The organism is Enterococcus alcedinis (assembly GCF_014635985.1).
In the GTDB taxonomy this organism is placed as follows: domain Bacteria; phylum Bacillota; class Bacilli; order Lactobacillales; family Enterococcaceae; genus Enterococcus_I; species Enterococcus_I alcedinis.
Window position 1 is genome coordinate 63,899 of the sequence record NZ_BMDT01000002.1, and the last position, 20,159, is coordinate 84,057.

The 20,159-nt window shown below is 38.3% G+C and carries 15 protein-coding genes; 2 read left to right on the forward strand and 13 right to left on the reverse strand.

What is annotated here, in order from left to right:
• Positions 1 to 143: 143 nt before the first annotated feature.
• The 5 genes from mprF to IEV09_RS03220 form a co-directional block, all read right to left on the reverse strand.
• On the reverse strand, positions 144 to 2,687 hold the full coding sequence (mprF, locus tag IEV09_RS03200; RefSeq protein ID WP_188366833.1) for a bifunctional lysylphosphatidylglycerol flippase/synthetase MprF: 2,544 nt from the start codon (positions 2,685 to 2,687) through the stop codon (positions 144 to 146).
• Complete coding sequence (locus IEV09_RS03205) at positions 2,684 to 3,418, reverse strand: alpha/beta fold hydrolase (RefSeq protein WP_188367097.1); 735 nt, start codon at positions 3,416 to 3,418, stop codon at positions 2,684 to 2,686. Before IEV09_RS03205 ends, mprF begins: the two co-directional genes overlap by 4 nt.
• 276 nt (positions 3,419 to 3,694) lie before the next feature.
• Positions 3,695 to 5,617, reverse strand: a complete 1,923-nt coding sequence (locus tag IEV09_RS03210) for a BglG family transcription antiterminator (RefSeq protein WP_188366834.1) — start codon at positions 5,615 to 5,617, stop codon at positions 3,695 to 3,697.
• A 108-nt stretch (positions 5,618 to 5,725) separates the two neighbouring features.
• Positions 5,726 to 7,648: a fructose-specific PTS transporter subunit EIIC gene (locus tag IEV09_RS03215; protein ID WP_188366835.1), complete on the reverse strand. Its 1,923-nt coding sequence runs from the start codon at positions 7,646 to 7,648 to the stop codon at positions 5,726 to 5,728.
• Positions 7,649 to 7,784: 136 nt separating this feature from the next.
• On the reverse strand, positions 7,785 to 8,813 hold the full coding sequence (locus IEV09_RS03220; protein WP_188366836.1) for an NAD(P)H-dependent amine dehydrogenase family protein: 1,029 nt from the start codon (positions 8,811 to 8,813) through the stop codon (positions 7,785 to 7,787).
• A gap of 89 nt (positions 8,814 to 8,902) precedes the next feature.
• Between IEV09_RS03220 and IEV09_RS03225 the strand changes: the two genes are divergently transcribed.
• Positions 8,903 to 9,742, forward strand: a complete 840-nt coding sequence (locus IEV09_RS03225) for a MerR family transcriptional regulator (protein ID WP_188366837.1) — start codon at positions 8,903 to 8,905, stop codon at positions 9,740 to 9,742.
• A gap of 62 nt (positions 9,743 to 9,804) precedes the next feature.
• On the opposite strand, the gene IEV09_RS03230 is transcribed toward IEV09_RS03225, so the two are convergent.
• From IEV09_RS03230 to IEV09_RS03255, 6 genes are all read right to left on the reverse strand, one after another.
• On the reverse strand, positions 9,805 to 11,142 hold the full coding sequence (locus IEV09_RS03230) for a sialidase family protein (RefSeq protein WP_188366838.1): 1,338 nt from the start codon (positions 11,140 to 11,142) through the stop codon (positions 9,805 to 9,807).
• 302 nt (positions 11,143 to 11,444) lie between these two features.
• Positions 11,445 to 13,097 carry a degradosome RNA helicase CshA gene (gene cshA / locus IEV09_RS03235; RefSeq protein ID WP_275950531.1) on the reverse strand — a complete coding sequence of 551 codons (1,653 nt, stop codon included), beginning with the start codon at positions 13,095 to 13,097 and terminating at the stop codon, positions 11,445 to 11,447.
• Positions 13,098 to 13,522: 425 nt separating this feature from the next.
• Positions 13,523 to 14,863 (reverse strand): UDP-N-acetylmuramoyl-tripeptide--D-alanyl-D-alanine ligase, encoded by a 1,341-nt coding sequence (locus IEV09_RS03240; RefSeq protein WP_188366840.1) that lies wholly within the window; start codon positions 14,861 to 14,863, stop codon positions 13,523 to 13,525.
• A 65-nt stretch (positions 14,864 to 14,928) separates the two neighbouring features.
• On the reverse strand, positions 14,929 to 16,002 hold the full coding sequence (locus IEV09_RS03245; protein ID WP_188366841.1) for a D-alanine--D-alanine ligase: 1,074 nt from the start codon (positions 16,000 to 16,002) through the stop codon (positions 14,929 to 14,931).
• Between the two features lie 132 nt (positions 16,003 to 16,134).
• Positions 16,135 to 16,584 (reverse strand): YaiI/YqxD family protein, encoded by a 450-nt coding sequence (locus IEV09_RS03250; RefSeq protein WP_188366842.1) that lies wholly within the window; start codon positions 16,582 to 16,584, stop codon positions 16,135 to 16,137.
• Between the two features lie 155 nt (positions 16,585 to 16,739).
• Positions 16,740 to 17,537 (reverse strand): formate/nitrite transporter family protein, encoded by a 798-nt coding sequence (locus IEV09_RS03255; protein ID WP_188366843.1) that lies wholly within the window; start codon positions 17,535 to 17,537, stop codon positions 16,740 to 16,742.
• Positions 17,538 to 17,921: 384 nt separating this feature from the next.
• On the opposite strand from IEV09_RS03255, the gene rpsD reads away from it, so the two are divergent.
• Positions 17,922 to 18,533 (forward strand): 30S ribosomal protein S4, encoded by a 612-nt coding sequence (gene rpsD, locus IEV09_RS03260; RefSeq protein WP_188366844.1) that lies wholly within the window; start codon positions 17,922 to 17,924, stop codon positions 18,531 to 18,533.
• Positions 18,534 to 18,913: 380 nt separating this feature from the next.
• On the opposite strand, the gene IEV09_RS03265 is transcribed toward rpsD, so the two are convergent.
• The gene (locus IEV09_RS03265) at positions 18,914 to 19,471 is read right to left on the reverse strand and encodes a hypothetical protein (protein ID WP_188366845.1); all 558 of its coding nucleotides are present in this window, start codon (positions 19,469 to 19,471) and stop codon (positions 18,914 to 18,916) included.
• Positions 19,464 to 20,117: an ATP-binding cassette domain-containing protein gene (locus IEV09_RS03270; protein ID WP_188366846.1), complete on the reverse strand. Its 654-nt coding sequence runs from the start codon at positions 20,115 to 20,117 to the stop codon at positions 19,464 to 19,466. The genes IEV09_RS03265 and IEV09_RS03270 overlap by 8 nt, the downstream gene beginning before the upstream one ends.
• Positions 20,118 to 20,159: the final 42 nt, after the last annotated feature.

Sequence of the window (20,159 nt, forward strand, 5' to 3'; positions counted from 1 at the left end):
ATCCATTCTAGCAAAAAAAAGGGTATAAAAGAAGCGCTACGATGCAAGAGATAAGCAGACAGCCGATAAAATATAACCTTTCTTAAAGGTAAAAAAGAAACAAAAAAATACCTAGGGATTTGACTCCTAGATATTTTCTTGCTTTAATTTTCCCTTTTCGGTGCATCATCGACCATCAGCAAAGCAATCATCACATACAAAATCCAAGTATCTCGGTGATAAAGTAGGTAACTCGGTGCCCATTTCGTCGCGTATTTTGCTTTATACTTACGCAATCCTTGGAAGGAATAAAAGCGCGAACCAAATTGATAAACAAGATGGGCGATTCGTTCTTGGATAAAGCTTTTTTGATTGACACCTACATTGGCTAACGGCGCCATTCCCAAGCTAAAATAGTCATAACCTTGTGCTTGGCTCCACTCGAACAAATGAATAAATAAGAAATCCATACTACCGGATGGGGCATTTTGTGGATGATGACGCATCAAGTCAATCGTAATGACGTCTTTATCATACGTTGGCATAATATTCGAAAAGGCCACGATTGCACCCTCTTGATCACGTACAATAGCCATTTCTGCCCGTTGTAAATAGTCTTCTGAAAAGAATCCGAGTGAGAAGCCTTTTTCTTTTCGACTGCCTAACCACGCGTCCGAAATCACTTTAATTTCGGTCATTATTTCTTGACTGAACGGTGGTTTGAGTACTTCGAAAGTATAGCCTGATTTAATTAATTTATTGATTAAGGCGCGGTTGCCTTTCATCTTTTTACCAGATAAGGTGAAATCGGGTAAATAAACATGGGCTTCTTCCCCCATTTTGAAAAAATCATAGCCATATTCATGTAGTAAAAAGACAAACGGTTCGCTGACTTCATAAAATACTGGGGTGTAACCCAACACATCGGCCGCGTCAATAATGGAGAGAACCGCCTCACGGAAATCTTCTTTTTTACCTGAAGGATCACCCATAACGACACACTTATTATTGTGAATCCCGAACTGGAAAAAGACGGTTTGTTCGCCATCCTTCTCATAAACAAAAATTTGCTTGTCTTTTAAAAAGACGAGTTGACTCGTTAAATTCCCACCATAATTAGTTAAGATTCGTTGCACGATTTCCTCATCAAAGTCTTGCCCTAACGACTCTTTTTTCCCTTGTAAATACCGAATCAGCAATACGCTACATAGCGTAATCGATAATAAGATTAAAAAGCTGTAGAGCCAAACGACCCCGATTGAAAGGTTGATGAAGTGGAGTGCTCTGAAGTGAAATGCTTTAGGTAATTGGTGGCGATTTTCAACGCCTAGCACGATATAACTGATCGAAAATAAGACTAAAATCAAGCCGTCAATCGTCAGCCACTCCCAAGCATAGACAAACTGCTGACGAAACAATCCCCGACGAGTCACGTACGTCAATAACAAAAGTCCTACTAAATAGACTTGAATCAGCATGCCATAATCCGCAGATAAACAATAAATACTCGTTCCAATCAATAAAATAAAGGCTGGGATTAGACTACGTGAGACTTTTGCCGATAAGCCTCGACCGATTATTAAGAAAAATGCCCCAATAATCAGGTTCGGTATTTGTGAAAAAAGATGGGCTGAGGACAAATGAAATTGTTGTAGCCAAATATATTGGTCAAACCAACGTGGAAAAACGTTGGATAGCATTAACAGGATACCGAATACGTAATAACCAATCACCGTTATTTTTTGTAAGACTTGTGATAATAAGCGTTTCGGGACGCCCTCATAACGTTCATTTAGCATTTTACCGGTAGTGTGCGCAAAGACTGGTAAGCTGAATAAAAATGGTACAACGTAATAAAACAACCGATACAACAACAACCAACTCGTAACGAGTTCCTTGGATAATCCTAGACGTGTGAGACCAATTAACATCACTAAATCAAAACTTCCCAGTGCTCCAGGAATCATTGAAACGGCCCCGATAACGGATGCGGTAATAAAAATTGGAAAGACAGTGGAAAAAGAATAATCAATTCCCATGAGTCGTCCAACAACAAAGAACGTTGCTAAAACGCCCGTCCATTCAAAAAAAGAAATCATAATTAACGAGAGTTGCTCTTTCCACTTGTCCGAATGAACCGTTTTTTTATTAAAAAACGCATTCGCTAACAGTACCATCGGAAAATACAAACTACCACCCAATAACCACAACCAATCATTCGCTAGACCACTCGTATGCGGCTGTGTCCCAATCCTCAACAAAGCAAAAGCACTATAAATCGACAAACCGGACATCATGAATAAAAATATTTTGGATAACGCCGCTGTCACGGCTTTGACTTCTTTATTCTTGCCATAAATTTGTGACCGTAATCCGATACTGATCAAACCACCAAAACCGGCAATATTATTAATCGTATTAATCATCCAACTTGTTTCAAGCAAGTATTTTTTGGGCCATTTTCGATCGAGATTACGGTTCAAAATCCAGTCATATCCGATCATCGGTGTGACCGACAGGATTCCTACCAATAACATCAATAGAATTTTCCATAGCGCAATTTGACTAAAAATCTCCAGCAACTTCTCATAAGACAAGCTTTTATTTAAAACCAATAACTCGCGAACGACAATTACGACAACCGATAGGAAAAATAGCAACTTCAAGAGTCCAAAATACTTTTTAATGCCTTCAATTAATTTTTTCATGTTCTCACCTCAACTGATTTTTTGAGAAACTGTAGGACTTGTTGATTAAAACTTTTTGGATTTTGCTTGGCATAAAAGTGGTTTTCTCCAGTCATCTGAACAAAAGATGCATGCGGTATCGTTCGTGCCAAGTACTTCGAATGCCGGACCTTTACAAAATCTTTTCGACCGACAATAATCAGAACTGGAAATGTCATTTGACGTAACTGGCTTTCAGAAACACCGATATCACGCATCATCAATTGAATCCTTTGAACGGATTGTTTATATTTCGGAACAAATAATGATAGCAACATATACCAGCCATATTGAAGACGCGTCCACAGATTCGACCACCATTTAACGCCAGAAACATACGTATTACCTGAATTCAAAATTAGTGAGCGAACTTTTTCTGGATGGAGAATACTAAAAACCATTGCCAAATTTGCACCGTCACTAAATCCGAGTAACGTCACTTGTGCTAACCTTTCTTGTGCCATCAATTCGACTAGATCATTTGCCATCAAAGGGAAATCTAAATACGGTTGGGCATTACTTGATTTGCCATGTGCTCGGCTATCAATCACATATACGGTAAAATATTGTTCAAATAAAGGGACTTGATAAGAAAAATAGCCCCCACTATCGCCATTACCGTGCAGTAAAAAAAGTGGCGCTCCGGTACCACTTTTTTCATAATAAATACGTGTCCCATCTGGCATGTGACTATAGAAAGCTGCTTTATCCATCTTTTCCATCACCTTTTTCTACTGCCTAATTCTTTTCTTTTATCATACATCAACTTTCCTTTTTTTCCTCATTTAAACCTTTCGTATTTAAATATTCTCACAAAAAAAGCGATGACTGAGGTCATCGCTTCTTACAGTTACATGAATTTTTGATTGATACACAGGTGATAAAAGCCACCTCTTTCGAAAGGTTACAATCGATTCGAGCAATTGAAGTCCCCGTTTGTTTGAATTTACTTCTAATTTCTCAGAGTCAAATGACTTTTGCCACACTCCCTACTCGTATTCTGATAATAATTGAATCAGATTTAAAGGGTTTTTCTCGGTTAGTAGATGATTCAATACCGTGTGATTGCTTTCCAAATAATGAATCAGTGGAAACAGCCGTTTAAATTGTTCATCCTTCAACTCTTCTTGTCGTACGGCTAACAATAAAACCAGTTGTACTTTCTCGCCATGCCAATCCATTGGTTCTCTTAATGTTGCAATTGAAATGGTCGATAATTTGACGAGATCTGGATTGCCATGAGGCAGGGCAATGAATGGTGCGACTCGCGTACTTGAACGGCTTTCTCGATCAATTAATGAGGCGACAAATGATGATGCGACATACCCTTCATTCACTAAATGCTCCCCTAAAAAATGCAATAAATCCGATACGTTCGCAAAATCTAACTGTGGAAAAACTAAGAACGGATTGGTAAAACGTGCGAGATCAAATTGCTTTTTTGTTTTAATTGGTTGGTGTTCAAGCATGTATTTCAACAATTGCGCCACATCACTTTCCGTAATCATCGGAGAAATGACAACAACCGGTAGCGTCGCATTGTCGAGTGGTACGGTACTCACAATAAAATCAGCCGATCCAAAATCAGCGGACATCCCATCTAAATACTCAATCGTTTTTTTAATGGTCAGATCGGGCAACTCACGATTTAAACGTGCTTCTAAAAACGTCGCCATTGATTGGCTATACTGACTGACTAAAATCGCTTCAAAACGCTTTTGTTTTGGCTTTTGTGTTCGTTCAAAAGCCGCTTGAAAATGGACGGTTAAATAAGCGATTTCCTCTTGTGGAATATAAAAATCTTCTTCAGAAAAGAAGGATTCTAACACCATTTGAATCACTAAAAATAAGTGGGTATACGTGCCTAAAATCTCTTTTGTTAATGGATTTGAAATTGAAAATCCATGATTGATACGGAAATATGTTGATGATAAGTGCGACATCAAATTGGCTTCCAAGGTTGGATCTTGTTGAAAATCGACACACATCAACTGCTCGACTCCCTTGATCAGATGAACCGTGAGCGCTTGGGCTTTTTCTAACGATTGCCTTTCGCCTTGTTCTTTTGAAATCACGTGGGCTAATCTTAAAGCTAAATAATCAATTTCATTTGGTGAAAAGACAACCGGGTACACGTCTGACAACTTAACTAAGACGCAACTACTTAATTTTTGAGCCAAGGTATTTTCGACTAACTGATGTTCTTCATCGCTCAGCAACACGGTTTCTCCTTGCCACATGCGTTCGAGCATAAAATAAATATGAATATCGACATTCGATAATTCCGGGTTGTAACCGACACCCTCTTTCGTTAAGACTTCACGTAAAATGCGCTGAATGAGAGAGAGGGTTTCTTTTGAAAAAAAGTCTTTGAGCATCATCGTTTGCGGATCGCTCTTTTGAATGGCTTTTAAATTTTGAGCTAATAATTCTCTTTTCTTACGTTCGGATCCTTCCACCAATGTTCCGATACGTGGTTTTGAAACAAGCGATAGACCATTGTAAGAAAAGAAGGCGTGCAACGCCTCTAGTAATCGTTTAATTTCCATCCGACTCACGAACATCTTTTCAGCTAACTCATCTAATGATTGTCCTTTTTTCGCCATCAACAAATGAAAAATTAATAACTCTGTCCGCTTCTCCTCATCAAAACTTGGTTGATTTAATCCTTGATTCACTTTCTTTTTTAGACGTGCACGTTGACTGTCATGCCCTTCGATTCGTACGCCTGTCCCTTTTTTACGTTGCAATTGGACTTGCAGTGGTTGTGCCGCTAAGTATTCTTCGATTCGATTCAAATCGGTTTGTAAAGTCCGCTCCGAAACAGAAAATGATTCCGCCAGAGCCTTCGTTGTTTGATAAGTCATTTGTTCCAACAATGCTAAAAGCAATGCTTGTTGACGATTGTTCATTTTGAATACAACCTTTCTTTTTTTACTAACGCCCTATCTTACCATCAAATCGCCAAAACTAAAAAAACAAACCTTATGGAATCATCGCTCCATAAGGTTTGTCCGTTATTACATTTCAGCTAATAGTGCTTTAATTGCTGCTTTATCTTTTGCATCCATTAAGTTTTGACGGAAATCGTCATCCATTAACTTACGCGATAGACGTTGTAAGATTTTCAAGTGCATATCGCCTTGTGCATCTTTTGGTACAGCAATCATGAAGATTAAATGTGATGGCTCACCATCAAGTGCTTGCCAGTCCACCCCTTGAGTACTTCTAGCAAAAGCTAATGTTGGACGTAGTACACTGTCTGATTTTCCATGAGGAATCGCAATTCCCATGCCGATTCCTGTTGTGCTTTGAGCTTCACGCATATAAATTGCTTCTTTAAAGCTTTCAGCACTTGTCACATTTCCAGTTGTTGCTAAACGTTTCGTTAACTCTTCAATCACAGGTTCTTTTGTTTCGCCTTCAATGTCTAAAACAATTGAATCATCGACAATAATGTCTAAAATTGATGTTAACTCTTCTGTATTTTCTGTTGCAACTTCTGGCGTAACAGTTGGTTCTTGTGTTGGTACTTCAACGACCGCTGCTTTAATGGTTGGTTTTAAGAAACTTAACATGATCACCGTTGTTGCCACTCCGGCTAAGACCGCTACGAAGAACATAACCACATTTCCGACAGCTCCTAAAACGGCTACGATTGGACCACCGTGAGCAACTTGGTTCGTTACGTTACTTAGCATTGCGACCACGCTACCGACCATTGAACCCGCTACAATACTTGGAATAACACGAACTGGATCGGTTGATGCAAAAGGAATCGCACCTTCCGTAATTCCGAACAGTCCCATAGCAAATGCTGCTTTCCCTGCTTCTTTTTCAGGGCGCGTAAATTTATTTTTTAAGACGAATGACGCTGTTCCTAAAGCTAATGGCGGAATACAAATCGCTACAGCAATTGGCCCCATGATTTGATAATTTCCTTCTGCAATTAAACCAGAACCGAATAAGAAGGCAACCTTATTGAATGGTCCACCCATATCAAAAGCAATCATCGCACCTAAAATCATCGCTAAAACAACTTCACTTCCACCTTGCATGCCAACTAAGAAATCCGTTAACGCTTGGAATAACCAGGCAACTGGTTCACCGACAATATAGATAAATGACAGTCCGACAATGACAGATGCCAAGATTGGAATAATAATAATTGGCATAATCGATTGAATGACTTTTGGTACTTTAACTTTCTTAATTGCAACGACTACGTAACCGGCTAAGAAACCTGTCACAATCCCGCCTAAGAAACCAGCATTGGCATCACTACCATACAATGCGCCATTCGCCGCTAACATCCCACCGATGAAACCTGGAACCAGTCCGGGACGATCGGCAATACTTTGCGCAATAAAAGCAGATAATACAGGTACCATTAAGCTCATTGCGATACCACCAAGGGCTAACAGTGTTGACCAAATCGTTCCTTCAGGTACGACAATTCCACCAGGTCCTGCTTCGCCACCTAATGTTAATGAAAGAGCGATCAGTAAACCACCTGTTACGACAAACGGCACCATGTACGAAACACCGTTCATTAGGCTTTTATAAATTTGTTTACCGATACTCGTTGTTTGTTCTTCCTCTTGGACAGATGTGCTTGCATCGCTTGTATGAATCGCTGCTTTTCCGTCTAGAATTTGTTGAACTAATTGAACGGATTTATGTACACCGTCTTGTACGCCAACTTTAATTAGTGGCTTCCCACCAAAACGTGATAAATCAACGTTCGTGTCGGCTGCGATAATCACACCATCCGCTTCGTTGATCTCTTGTTCGGTTAAAGGATTTTCAATCCCGATTGATCCATGTGTCTCTACTTTGACTTGGACTCCTAATTCTTTTCCAGCTTTTTCTAAATTTTCAGCTGCCATGTATGTATGGGCGATGCCGACTGGACAAGAAGTGATTGCTACGATTTTTTTCATTTTGTTACACTCTCCCTCCCTTATATTATATAAAATCCTTTTCAATTGATTAAGCCTTCCTTCTTTCCGTTATAACGGCAACATTTTTACTATTAAAAAAATCTCAGAAGGCAGTAGCCGACCGAGACTTTTTAGATTATACATAAAGATGAATTGGATAAGTTAAGTAGCTTGGATTTTCTAATTTTTCTGCTGTGACTAAACCAGCTGGTGCATGTAACAACGACGGAATTCGATTCACCACTGTCGCACAAGTGTGAGCCACCGTATCGGGTTTATTCAATGAAAAGACCATATCAGGTTCACCAGTAATTTCCCAATCACACATATCACCATCTGATTCACGATAGACTTTTCCAATACACTCAACTTCTAATTCAATCCCTTGATACGTCTGAATCGTCGTCACTGCTGACATTCCAATCGCATCACCTGCTGGAATTGTTCTACCTAACGTTTCAGAATAAACATCTTCTTCCAAGACAAAAGGCACACTTTGCTGACGAATGGATTGAATCGTCCAGTTCATTTTGGCACAAATCCCTTCCGCCGCATTCCACATATAAGAAGGTAAACTTTCCGCTTGTGCAATCTCTTTATCAAACTTTTCTAAGTCATAGCCCGCACCGTGTGCTTCAGCTAATGCTAGACCATAATCTTCCACGTTGTAACTAACCGCACCTTTAACTTTTTGAATTTGATTCATACCAGCCATCATTAAAGTCGGCATGTTAATCCAATACAGATCTTGCATTCCACTTCCTGTAATCGTTACGTCGTTTTCTTTCGCTAAACGATCTAAGCGATTGGAGACTGCCGGTGAGGTATTCCAAGAATAAATTGCTTCTTCACACGTTGTGATAACATTCACTTTATTACTTAAGCAGGTTTCAAATATTTGTTCCATCTCTGGCATATAACTAAAAACCGTGACAATTGCAACATCGGCATCACACTGATCAAAAACTTCTTGTGCATTGTCTGAAATTTTAACCCCAGTATTGTAACCTAAATCCGCAAAAACACCAATGTCTTGCCCGACAACTGTTGGGTTGCTATCAATTGCTCCAACGACTTCTGCACCATGATCGATTAAATACTTAATAATTGATTTTGACATCTTTCCACAACCATATTGCACGACACGTACTTTTTCTTTAAACATTTTTCATTCCTCCACTTTAACTTGTATTTTAATTCACAACTGAAGTATAATGTCTATAGTAACTATAGAGTCAAGGGAGTGTTTTGAAATTGTTTTCAAAAATGAAAATTGGTGATTTTGCGAAATATAATCAAATTTCTATCCAAGCTTTACGCTATTATGAAAAGATCGATTTAATCCATCCGATTGCAATTGACCCCTTTACCAATTACCGTTTCTATCACATCAAACAATCCGCCGTTATCGATAATATTCAATTTTTTCAGCAATTAAATTTTTCATTAGCAGAAATAAAACATATGATGGATGATACGAAAAATCCTACAATGTTAAATCAATTAATCGAAAATAAAAAAGAAGAACTTCGACACGAATTAAGCCAGCTTGACCAACAATTAAAAGAAATTGAAGCCTTTCAAGATGGCGCTTTTATTTATCAAGCAAAAAAAGAATGCAACGAGATTGAACTCTTGGAATTTCCAACCCGCTGGATTCTTACGCACCCGACCACCCAAAATATTTATGAGATGTCTGAAGAAGAATACGAATTTTCATTACGTGAATTTAAATCCGAAAGGAAAAACTTACGCAAATTTAACCGCGTCGGCTCAATTATGTCACATCACTCTTTTGCTCAAGAAACATTCCAATCAAAAGAATTTTTCATGTTTTCCGATAAGAAAACATCCCGTACAAAGTCCCTTCGAAAAGGCACATATGCCACCTTTTATTGCCATTCATTTCGAGAAGAGATTGAGCAATTACCACGTTTTAAAAAGGCACTAGCACTGCTTGACTATCAAATAACTGGCGATTATATTTGCGAAGTTCTTTATGAAAATAACAAAACATCTGATATGAACCGCTCCATGTTTATTCGTATGCAAATTCCCGTTAAAAAACGAAACGAGCCCAATATTTCATTTTAAACAACGAAGTTAAAAATACCGTCCTATTCTTCTCAATCTGAGTCAAATAAGACGGTATTATTCTATTCTGTTAATTCATCCAGTCCAATCGTGACAAAAGTCGATTGAAGCAAGCCGGGTTGGTCGCTTTCTGTTTCATATAAAATACCAATCGTGCCATCGGCTAGTTGGGTCATACAGGAATAGACAAATGAGCCGGGTTCAATTAATTTTTCAGTAATCCACGTTTCACCGCCATCTTCACTTAAACGTAACGTGCCTTTCGCGCGCTCCGTTTCTGAATTTGGTCCTAAGAATAAAACCACTTCTTTTTCCGGTTGTCTTTCATCGATGACTTTTAAGAGGCTAAATTGGCACACAGGATTCACCAAGGTTTCATCATATATTGGCTGTGACCAAGTTTGCCCCCCATCGTGACTCACCGATTTTGCGACGCGTAATTTTCCTGAATGATTGCGCATATATACTACCAAATCACCGTTTTCACGCTCAATCACTTGTGATTCCGTTAACTCAAATTGACGTAAATCTTTCCCATAGTGTTCCGCTGAGAGGAAGGTCGCGTCGCATAAGCGACCATCATTTGGTGATTCCCCTCTATGCCATGTTTGACCATGATCATCGCTATAAATAACGGCACAAGAAAATAATTTTAATTCATTCGTATAATAGATTGGAAAAATCAGTCGCCCACGATGTTTTCCATGCTGTAACTGAATCCCAATTCCTGGACCCGAACCGATAAAGCTCATCCACTCTTCTTTAACTTGTAAATTAAGATTGATCGGCTCCGACCAAGTCACTCCGCCGTCTTCGCTCTTAATTAATTGTAAAAAACTTGTGGGCATTTCAAATAACTGTTCTGATTTTTCACTGTCGAATTTTGCATAAATGGTCGACAAACGTTCTTCATTTAAATAGACGTATCCTTCTTGATCAACACGATAGTCGGTTGCTTCACCTTCGATTGTTTGCACACGACCGTCAGCTAGCATCCGATACCCTTTTTGTCTACTATCTATTAGTTTTTTATCTTCTCCAATATAACCTGTTCCGGGTTGACTTAAATACCAACCGACCCCACCCGGTGTATGATTAAAGACACCCCAAACCGTATCTGTTGCTTGATCATTTAAAAGGGCGATGTCAATCGCTGCCGGTCCATCTTCACCTTCATCACCAATGTACGCCACGGTCGTTTGACTTTCTGTCCAAGTTTGTCCGTTGTCATAACTCCGACGAATCACGTTATTAATTTGATTCGGATTATCATTTTGATTCACTAAACGCGCGTCATTCGCGGCAATTAAAACGTTATCATTTGTACAAATCAACGATGGAATACGATAGGCTTTTGACCCTTTATCACCTGGATAAAATAAAACTTGTTTGTTCTTCACTTGAAACCCTCCACAATTGTGATGCTCAATCCGCACCTTATTCTTTTTGTTACACACTCTCAAATCAAAAGCTTAACACATTCGTAAGCGTTTTCCAATATAGAATCAAACATCCTCCGACCTACAAGATTCACTATTGATTGAAAAATGGAATGGAAATAGCATAAAGTCAAAGTAAATCCTAAAAAACACGTTGCTCGATAATCAATAATCAAGCACTTAAGCCTTTACTTAGTCCAACACGATTTGAAAAAAGGCAAAAAAAAAGCGAAAACTTTTTTAGTTTTCGCTTTTCATTATGATTAATCTTGGTTGTTACGGATAACGAAGCTGCGTTTTTTGTCGCCGCTTTGACGTTTGCTACGGTCTGCACTGTTACCGCTGCGTCCACGACTATCTTCACTACGAGGTGTACGGCGCTCATCGCGTCCGCGGTTTTCACCTTCGCTGCGTGAACGACGGTCATCACGTCCGCGACCTTCGCCACTACGGTTGCCACCTTCACCACGAGGACGACGATCATCACGATTGCCACTTCCACGGTTGCCGCCTTCACGACCACGGTTGCCTCCGCCTGAACGGTTGCCTCCACGACGATTACCGCCACCTTTGTTACCAAAGCCTTTTTTACCTTGTGGTAATGGACGCTCTGGTGTGATGTTTACTGGATCCATATCAGCTGGATCTTTCGCTAATGTCTTAACTAACAATGCCACTAACTCTTGTGGATTATGTTCTTCAAGTAATTGATCAGCTACTTCTAAGTAACGCTCTAAACCGTTCTCTGCAATTTTGCTGCCAACTTGTTCCACTGCAGCATTTAATTGACCAGAGAAAGCTTCTTTTTCACTTGGTGGACGTAAAGCTGTCATGCGTTTTTTCGTTAAGTTTTCAATAACTTGTAAGTAACTCATTTCGTTTGGTGTTACAAACGTTACAGAAACGCCTTCTTTACCGGCACGACCTGTACGGCCGATACGGTGAACATAGCTTTCTGGATCTTGAGGAATATCGTAGTTGTAAACGTGTGTTACACCTGAAATATCCAATCCACGAGCTGCTACGTCAGTCGCAACTAAAATGTCTAATTGACCACTCTTGAATGAACGTAAAACGCTCATACGTTTTTGTTGTGTTAAATCGCCATGGATTCCTTCAGCTTTATAACCACGAGCTTCTAATCCACGTGATAATTCATCTACACGACGTTTTGTACGACCGAAAACAATCGTTAATTCTGGTGTTTGAACGTCTAATAAACGAGTCATGATATCGAATTTTTCGAAATCTTTTGAACGTACGTAAAATTGTTCAATTAAATCAGCAGTCATTTCTTTTGCTTTAATTTTTACGTGTTCAGGTTCTTTCATGAATTTCACGCCAATGCTTTTAATTGCTGGCGGCATTGTTGCTGAGAACAATAATGTTTGGCGGTGATCAGGGACTTGAGAGATAATCGCTTCGATATCTTCTAGGAAGCCCATGTTTAACATTTCATCGGCTTCATCTAATACTAATGTTTCAACTGTTCCTAATTTTAACGTACGACGGTTAATATGGTCTAACATACGTCCTGGTGTTCCAACAACGATGTGTGGATTGTCTTTTAATTGACGGATTTGGCGACCAATATCTGCCCCACCGTAAACAGCTGACACACGAATCTTTTTGTCGCGACCTAAACGGTGTAACTCTTCTTGTGTTTGGATAGCTAATTCACGTGTTGGTGCAATCACTAAACCTTGAATTTGACGTTTTGTTGCGTCAATTTTTTCTAACATCGGCAAACCAAAAGCGGCTGTTTTACCCGTTCCTGTTTGTGCTTGACCAATAACGTCTTTGCCTGCTAAAGCCAAAGGAATCGTTTCTGATTGGATTGGTGTTGCTTCTTCAAATCCTGCACGCTCAACCGCTGCAAGTAGTTCTGGTGATAAGTTTAATTCTGTAAATTTCAAATAAATCCTCCTAGTGGTGATTGAATACGTCTCCCGCATTCATCGCTTGTTTGTAGGGTTTCCCCCCGTCAGATTTTGTTTCTGACTAACTTGAAGCGTTATTTTTGATAAATGACGTAAAAGTGGATGTCCCTAGCCAAACTCTCACTCATTTCCCACCGAAAAACCGCTTCTTGAAGGCATTAGAAAAGACTAGGACAAGTTATTATTTCCCTTCTGTCTTAGCCTCATTTCGAATCTAAATTCATTTTGACTAATAATTAGTCAATTAACGTTTCGTTTATCTTCATTATTGATTATCTTGAGTTGATAATCATTCTCTTCATCTTTCGGCACGAAGTTTATTCTAACACACATGAAAGATTTCAGCAAGTTTCAAGACTCGCTTACATTACTTTTTCTTAATTTTCTTTTTGATATCATTTTTATTGTAAATGCTCAATAATTTCTGCTAATCCCATCCCATTACTACCTTTCAGTAATAGCGTATCTGTCGCTTTTAATTGTTTCACAAGTTGTGCAACCAGGGAGGCTTTTTCCTCTTTTTCAAAATGATACACCTTAAACGAGCGTCCTTGTAACGCATTCGCCAAAGCTTTCATCTCACTACCATATAAAAAGACTTCATCATAATCATCGGATAAATGATCCTTCATCGAAACGTGCATCGCTGTAGCATCTGGTCCAAGTTCCAACATATCCGCTAAAACGACAAAACGTTTCCCTTTGATTTCTAACTGCCCAAAACTATCCAGAACCAATCCCATCGCAGTTGGGTTCGCATTATAGACATCACTCAAAATATCAGCCCCGTTTGCGGCTTTCAACCATTGCGTGCGATTTTTAGTTAATTGAAATTGAGCCAAACCGCGCGCAATTTGTTCATTCGTTAAACCAAAATACCGACCGAATCCATACGCAATCAGCGCATTTGTCACATTGTAACTTCCAAGTACAGGAATCTCGTAAATCATACCTGCCACTTCAAAAGTCGTTTGTTCTTTTGCTTCTGTTAAAATAGTTGCACTCAAATCGCCTCGTTGAATACCAAACGTCTGAACAGTTTGGGATAAATGAGCCACTAATGGTTCTAATAATGGCTCATTGGCTGGGATTAATAATAATCCTTCTGCTTTTAAACCTATCACAATTTCCATTTTCGCAGCGGCAATTCCTTGGCGCGAACCGAGATTTTCAAGATGGGCCTCACCCACTAAAGTAATCGCTGCAGCATCTGGTTTGGCTAACTGAGATAAGAAGGCAATCTCATCTTTATGATCCATGCCCATCTCTAAAATGAGCATCTGTGTGTCTGCTGGCATATGTAAAATCGTATAAGGCATCCCTAAGTCATTGTTATAGTTGCCTTGCGTTTTATACGTTTTAAATTGTTGGGCTAAGACGGATTCTGTCATATCTTTCGTCGTCGTTTTCCCGTTACTTCCGGTAATTCCAATGACCTTTGGCGCGACTTTCGCTTGATAGTAAACAGCTAATTGTTGAAAAGCATGTGTCACATCAGCGACTGGTAATAGAATCATTCCTGTTGGTGCTTCCTCTAATGGACGACTCCAAAAACTTGCAATTGCACCATTTTCTAGTGCTTTATCAGCAAAAGTATGCCCGTCACGTTCACCTGCTAAAGGCACAAATAATCCATCGGCCTTAATCAAACGACTGTCAAACTCAACACTCGAAATCATGTTATCTGGGTATTCGCCTTGAATGTTTAACGCTTCGGCAATTTCTTTAATCGTTAAATTCATTTTTTTCTCCTTATTTTCCCACAAAAAGAAGGCTGCAACCTTAATGGATCACAGCCTCGTTTTTGTTACATATTGACTAAAAAGTTCTTACGTTGTTCAAAACGATTCAAGCCTAATTGAATCAATTCTTCAATTAGATCGCTGTATTGTAAGCCCATCGACTCCCAAAGCACAGGATACATGCTGAATTGTGTAAAGCCTGGCATCGTATTTAATTCATTTAAGAAAAGTTCATTCTTGTTCGTTAAAAAGAAATCGCAACGACTTAACCCACTACCACCAATCATCGTATAAGCCAATTTGGCATACTCTTGCGCTTTTTCTTGCACATCATCGGGGATTTGAGCTGGAATAGCCATCGTAATTTTGTTATCGACGTATTTCGAATTGTAATCGTAAAACGCTACATCTTTGACAATTTCACCCGCAAGCGTCGTTCGCACATCTTCATTTCCTAGAATCGCTACTTCGATTTCACGTGCTTCGATCCCTTGTTCAATGACCGCACGGTTGTCGTATTTAAACGCTTCTTCCAGTGCCATTTGTAATTCTTCGCGATTTTCAACTTTTGAAATCCCCACACTTGAACCCATATTCGCAGGTTTCACAAAAAATGGATACAGTAGTGAGCCTTCACATTGTTCAAAAATCTTCTTCGGATTTTCTTTCCAAATATTTTTTAAAACAGGAACAAATGGTACTTGTGGAATCCCTGCTACTTGCAATAGGTTTTTCGTGGTAATCTTATCCATTGCACAAGCGCTTGTTAGCACACCAGCCCCAACATATGGCATCCCAATCGTTTCTAAGAACCCTTGGATTGTGCCGTCTTCGCCGTTTGGTCCATGTAAAATTGGAAAAACAATCGCATTTTCTTCCTTAATAAGACTTGGTGAGATGACTTCGCCTGTGAAGTTTCCTTCATCAGTTGCAGCTTTCGCCCAAGTTAATTCCAATACTTCTTTGGAAGCGGGTTGTTCGGTTAAAAGTGGCCCTTTAATCCATTCACCATCTTTAGTAATAAAGACTAGTTGTACTTCATAATAGTTATAGTATACAGCATTCAAAATCGAGAAAGCCGACAAGATGGAAACTTCATGTTCTGCACTTTGGCCGCCATAGATTAATATAATTTTCAAAAACGCGTCCTCCTAATATCTCTTACAGTGTCTTCAATATTCTTGCTAAATCATTTCATATTTTATCACAAAAGAGTCGACGCGAACATAGTTTAGTTAAAAAATTAAGAAAAGGCTTTCACAATCCTTGCTTTAAGCTATTGTTTGCTCGATGATTGCTGCCATTGTTTCATAGAATACTTCTCGATCATTTGCTGTAAAAGGTTTTGGTCCTTTTGTTCGTTTACCCGCTTTACGTAATTGACCGCCAATGTAGCGCTGCATCAACAACTGATCGATTGTTTCCACTAAGTATTCCTGACCGGAATGATGAAAAACTCGAGCCTTTTTAGGTAATACTAAAGAAGCTAAACCATAATCTTGGGTGATTAAAAAATCACCAGGTTGAATTTCTTTAACAATTTGATAATCTGCACGATCTGCACCTTTATCAACATAAATAAATTGAACAAAATCAGGGTATTCTTTCACCGTATAGTGATCCACACTCGTAATAATTAATACCGGCAATTGGAACTTCTCCCCTAATCGAATCACTTCTTCTTTGACTGGCGACCCGTCACCATCAATCAAAAAACGCATAAAAACACCTTCTTTTTTGTTTTAGTTTAACACAAAAAAGAAGGTTATTGGATAAGCTTGATTGATTATCAAAACAATATTAACGAATCGAAAGAACCGATTACGGCGCTTCTTCTCCAGTCTCTCGGGGCAAAACGTCGAATAAAGCACCTTGGTTAATCGACGTATTTTGATTTTGTGTTGTTTAGCCATGCGTAGCCGAGGCCCATAATGAGGCCGCCACCGATGTAGTTGCCGATTAATGCAAAGCTTAAGTTATGGATGACTGCACCTGCTGTCATGCCTTCAATCGTACCATTTGAAGCAAAATAAGCTAATGAAAATGCTGGGAAATTGGCAATGACGTGCTCAAATCCTAAGAAAGCAAAGATGTAGATAATAAAGATGATTGCCATAATTTTCCCTGCATCGTCTTTCATTCGCATGCTAATTAAAACAGCTACATTGACCACAATGTTGGCAAACATTCCTTCTACCAAAATTTGTCCCGTGGGTTTCGCTAATTTCGCTGCAATCGATTCAAAGAAATAACTATCTGCTGGAAGGTTTTGAAATGGACCAGTAAATGAAATCAAATAACCAAATATAAAACCTCCGACCATGTTAAAAAATATACAAGAAAACAATATTTTAAGTGCCGTGAGTAAATTTAATCGACGACGGTAATAACCAACTGTCATATAAAGCATATTTGAAGTCCCTAGTTCGGTGTTCAAATAAAGAATCATGACAAGCGACCAGCTAAACATAAAGGCGTATAGCATTTTTCCAAAACCAGGTGCAATATGTTCCCCTTTAATGGCGACGCTATAAGCAATAGCCGTTCCTAGTGTTAAAAACATACAAGCTAAAACTGCTCGCAAGGCATACCGAGCATAACTTGTTTGAATGAGATTTTTCTTTTTCTCAATGGAGGCATCAATTTTCTCAAATAATGGTGAGATTGGATTCATTTTTTAGCTTCTCCTTCATTTATTCTATCGTTCATTTACAATATTCATCTCTTATTTTAAATAGATTATATCTATTTGTAAAGCCATTTGTGAAAATACCTATAAATACTTTTCTGAAATACCTTGAAACAAAATGATTTATTCCATTTAACTTCTACATTCAATTATTTGACAAAAGAAGTTGTTTCATGCTATATTATTCTTTGTGTAAAATAATGCAGCAGAAAATAAGTTACTCGTCCCCAGTTCATCGCCTTTTTAATAGGTTCAATTGCGTAGCCACGGCTGCATAAGGTGAAGATTGAAGGATGAACTACACGAAGAAACGACCTTTCATCGGATTATTTTACTCCAAATACATTTATATTATTGGAGGAATCTTTAATGTCACGTTATACTGGACCATCATGGAAAATTTCTCGTCGCTTAGGTATTTCATTATCTGGCACTGGAAAAGAATTAGCTCGTCGCCCTTACGCACCTGGTCAACACGGACCAACTAGTCGCGGTAATCGCTCAGAGTACGGTTTACAATTAAACGAAAAACAAAAACTACGTCATACTTATGGCATGAACGAACGTCAATTCCGTACGTTATTCGTACAAGCTGGTAAAATCAAAGAAGGAACACACGGTGTTAACTTCATGATCTTATTAGAGCAACGTTTAGATAACGTAGTTTACCGTTTAGGTTTAGCTACGACTCGTCGTCAAGCTCGTCAATTAGTTAACCACGGTCACATCACTGTAGACGGCAAACGCGTTGATATTCCATCATTCCGCGTTAAACCTGGTCAAGTAATCTCAGTTCGTGAAAAATCTAAAAATATCCCTGTAATCAAAGAAGCGGTTGAAGCGACGATTGCTCGTCCATCATTCGTATCATTTGATGCTGAGAAATTAGAAGGTTCATACACTCGTTTACCTGAACGTGATGAATTATCACAAGAAATTGATGAATTATTAGTCGTTGAGTACTACAACAAATTAATCTAATCTTTCAAATGAAAACACTCGAAAACTTCTTCGGAAGCTTTCGAGTGTTTTTTTGTCTTCGGAAAGCGACGTTTCAAAACCATACTTATTTAAAATGATGCTCAGAAATGTTCAACACTTGCGATTCTCTAATTCACCATGCTCTTTAACAATAGCGAGTTTAACACGACTTCTTCTAATCTCCAGTGTTTAGTCAAAAATTAAAATGTCTAATCGTACAAAATAGTTTCAGTATCTAGCCAGTGAAACAAATGAAGAACTACTAACCCTATTCGATGCAGAGTGTATCAAACACTCATGAAAAAATGATTAAATGATAAAAGCAGATACAAACTTCATACCCAAAGTTTTGTATCCGCTCCATTGTCGTACTCGTTCTTTTATATTTGTTCATTCAAAGAAAAAACAATACCCTTAAATTTTTTTTCTTTATACAATTCCATATAACCTTTTTCATCAAAAGACGTTAAAAAGTTAGAACTCAATACAAATTTTAGTGCACCTTTTTCCAAATACTTTGATTCTACAGTATATGTGAACCTAACAATCGTTTCTTGATGCCCTTTTAATTGATCGTCTTCAAACTTAACATCTAAGGTATTATAATAGTTGTATCCCATATGTAATGCCGACTGGGATATCGATGTGATATCTTGAAATTCAGGAGAATTATTTTGAACCTTTACCTCAATTGTAACAGGAACAAAGTTATACTGATCATCAGGATTTCCTCCATCATATTGATAAACTTCTCCAAAAGAATGACTCAATACAGTAACATTTATATTTTCTAATTCTGCTACTTCACTTTCCCTGTACTGCCTTATTTCAAAACCATTTGGTACATTATCATTTACTTGTCTCACACGTATCACAAAAAAAGAAAAAAACATTAAAACAAGCATACCGATACCAGTAACTTTAACCTTTTTATTCATTCCACTCACCTGTAATTACAGAAAAATTACCTTCCTGAACCTTATAAAATTTGTCGCAAACTTTCTCTAAATCTTCATTTCTGTGACTAGTTAATAACACTAATTTATTTTCTTTCTTCAACTGAAGAATCAATTCTATCAACAATTCAATTCCTTGATTATCCAACCCATTGAATGGCTCATCTAAAATAACTAAATTCGGGTCTCCCATTAACGCTTGCGCAATCCCTAGCCTTTGCTTCATCCCTAAGGAGTATTTTGAAAATTTTATGTCCTTATTATCAATTAATCCAACAAGATCAAGTAAATTTAGGATATCTTTTTTTGATACACCTTTCATTAACAAGGCTAAACTATAGAGATTATCGAAGCCAGTCATCGATGGAATAAATCCTGGGTTTTCAATTAAAATCCCTGTATTAGAAGGGAAGTCTACATCTTCACCAATCCGTTCTTCACCTACTTGGATTTCTCCTGATTTAATTTTAACAAATCCACAAATAGCTTTAAAAAGAATTGTTTTTCCTGAACCATTTTCACCAACAAACCCTAACACTTGACCTAATTCACCATTAACATTTACATTTCTAACAATTGTTTTTCTTTTTAATTCTACACACACATTAGTCACTTTTAAATACGACATAATTTTCCCCCTAAAAATTTTTTCTTTTAATAAGAATTGAAA

What these genes read in the sequence shown, in the direction of transcription:
- IEV09_RS03210 (WP_188366834.1), bottom strand. Translation starts at nt 5,617, where the DNA reads ATGAACAATCGTCAACAAGCATTGCTTTTAGCATTGTTGGAACAAATG.
- IEV09_RS03255 (WP_188366843.1), bottom strand. Translation starts at nt 17,537, where the DNA reads ATGAATCCAATCTCACCATTATTTGAGAAAATTGATGCCTCCATTGAG.
- IEV09_RS03205 (WP_188367097.1), bottom strand. Translation starts at nt 3,418, where the DNA reads ATGGATAAAGCAGCTTTCTATAGTCACATGCCAGATGGGACACGTATT.
- IEV09_RS03240 (WP_188366840.1), bottom strand. Translation starts at nt 14,863, where the DNA reads ATGAATTTAACGATTAAAGAAATTGCCGAAGCGTTAAACATTCAAGGC.
- mprF (WP_188366833.1), bottom strand. Translation starts at nt 2,687, where the DNA reads ATGAAAAAATTAATTGAAGGCATTAAAAAGTATTTTGGACTCTTGAAG.
- rpsD (WP_188366844.1), top strand. Translation starts at nt 17,922, where the DNA reads ATGTCACGTTATACTGGACCATCATGGAAAATTTCTCGTCGCTTAGGT.
- IEV09_RS03250 (WP_188366842.1), bottom strand. Translation starts at nt 16,584, where the DNA reads ATGCGTTTTTTGATTGATGGTGACGGGTCGCCAGTCAAAGAAGAAGTG.
- IEV09_RS03270 (WP_188366846.1), bottom strand. Translation starts at nt 20,117, where the DNA reads ATGTCGTATTTAAAAGTGACTAATGTGTGTGTAGAATTAAAAAGAAAA.
- IEV09_RS03220 (WP_188366836.1), bottom strand. Translation starts at nt 8,813, where the DNA reads ATGTTTAAAGAAAAAGTACGTGTCGTGCAATATGGTTGTGGAAAGATG.
- IEV09_RS03215 (WP_188366835.1), bottom strand. Translation starts at nt 7,648, where the DNA reads ATGAAAAAAATCGTAGCAATCACTTCTTGTCCAGTCGGCATCGCCCAT.
- IEV09_RS03265 (WP_188366845.1), bottom strand. Translation starts at nt 19,471, where the DNA reads ATGAATAAAAAGGTTAAAGTTACTGGTATCGGTATGCTTGTTTTAATG.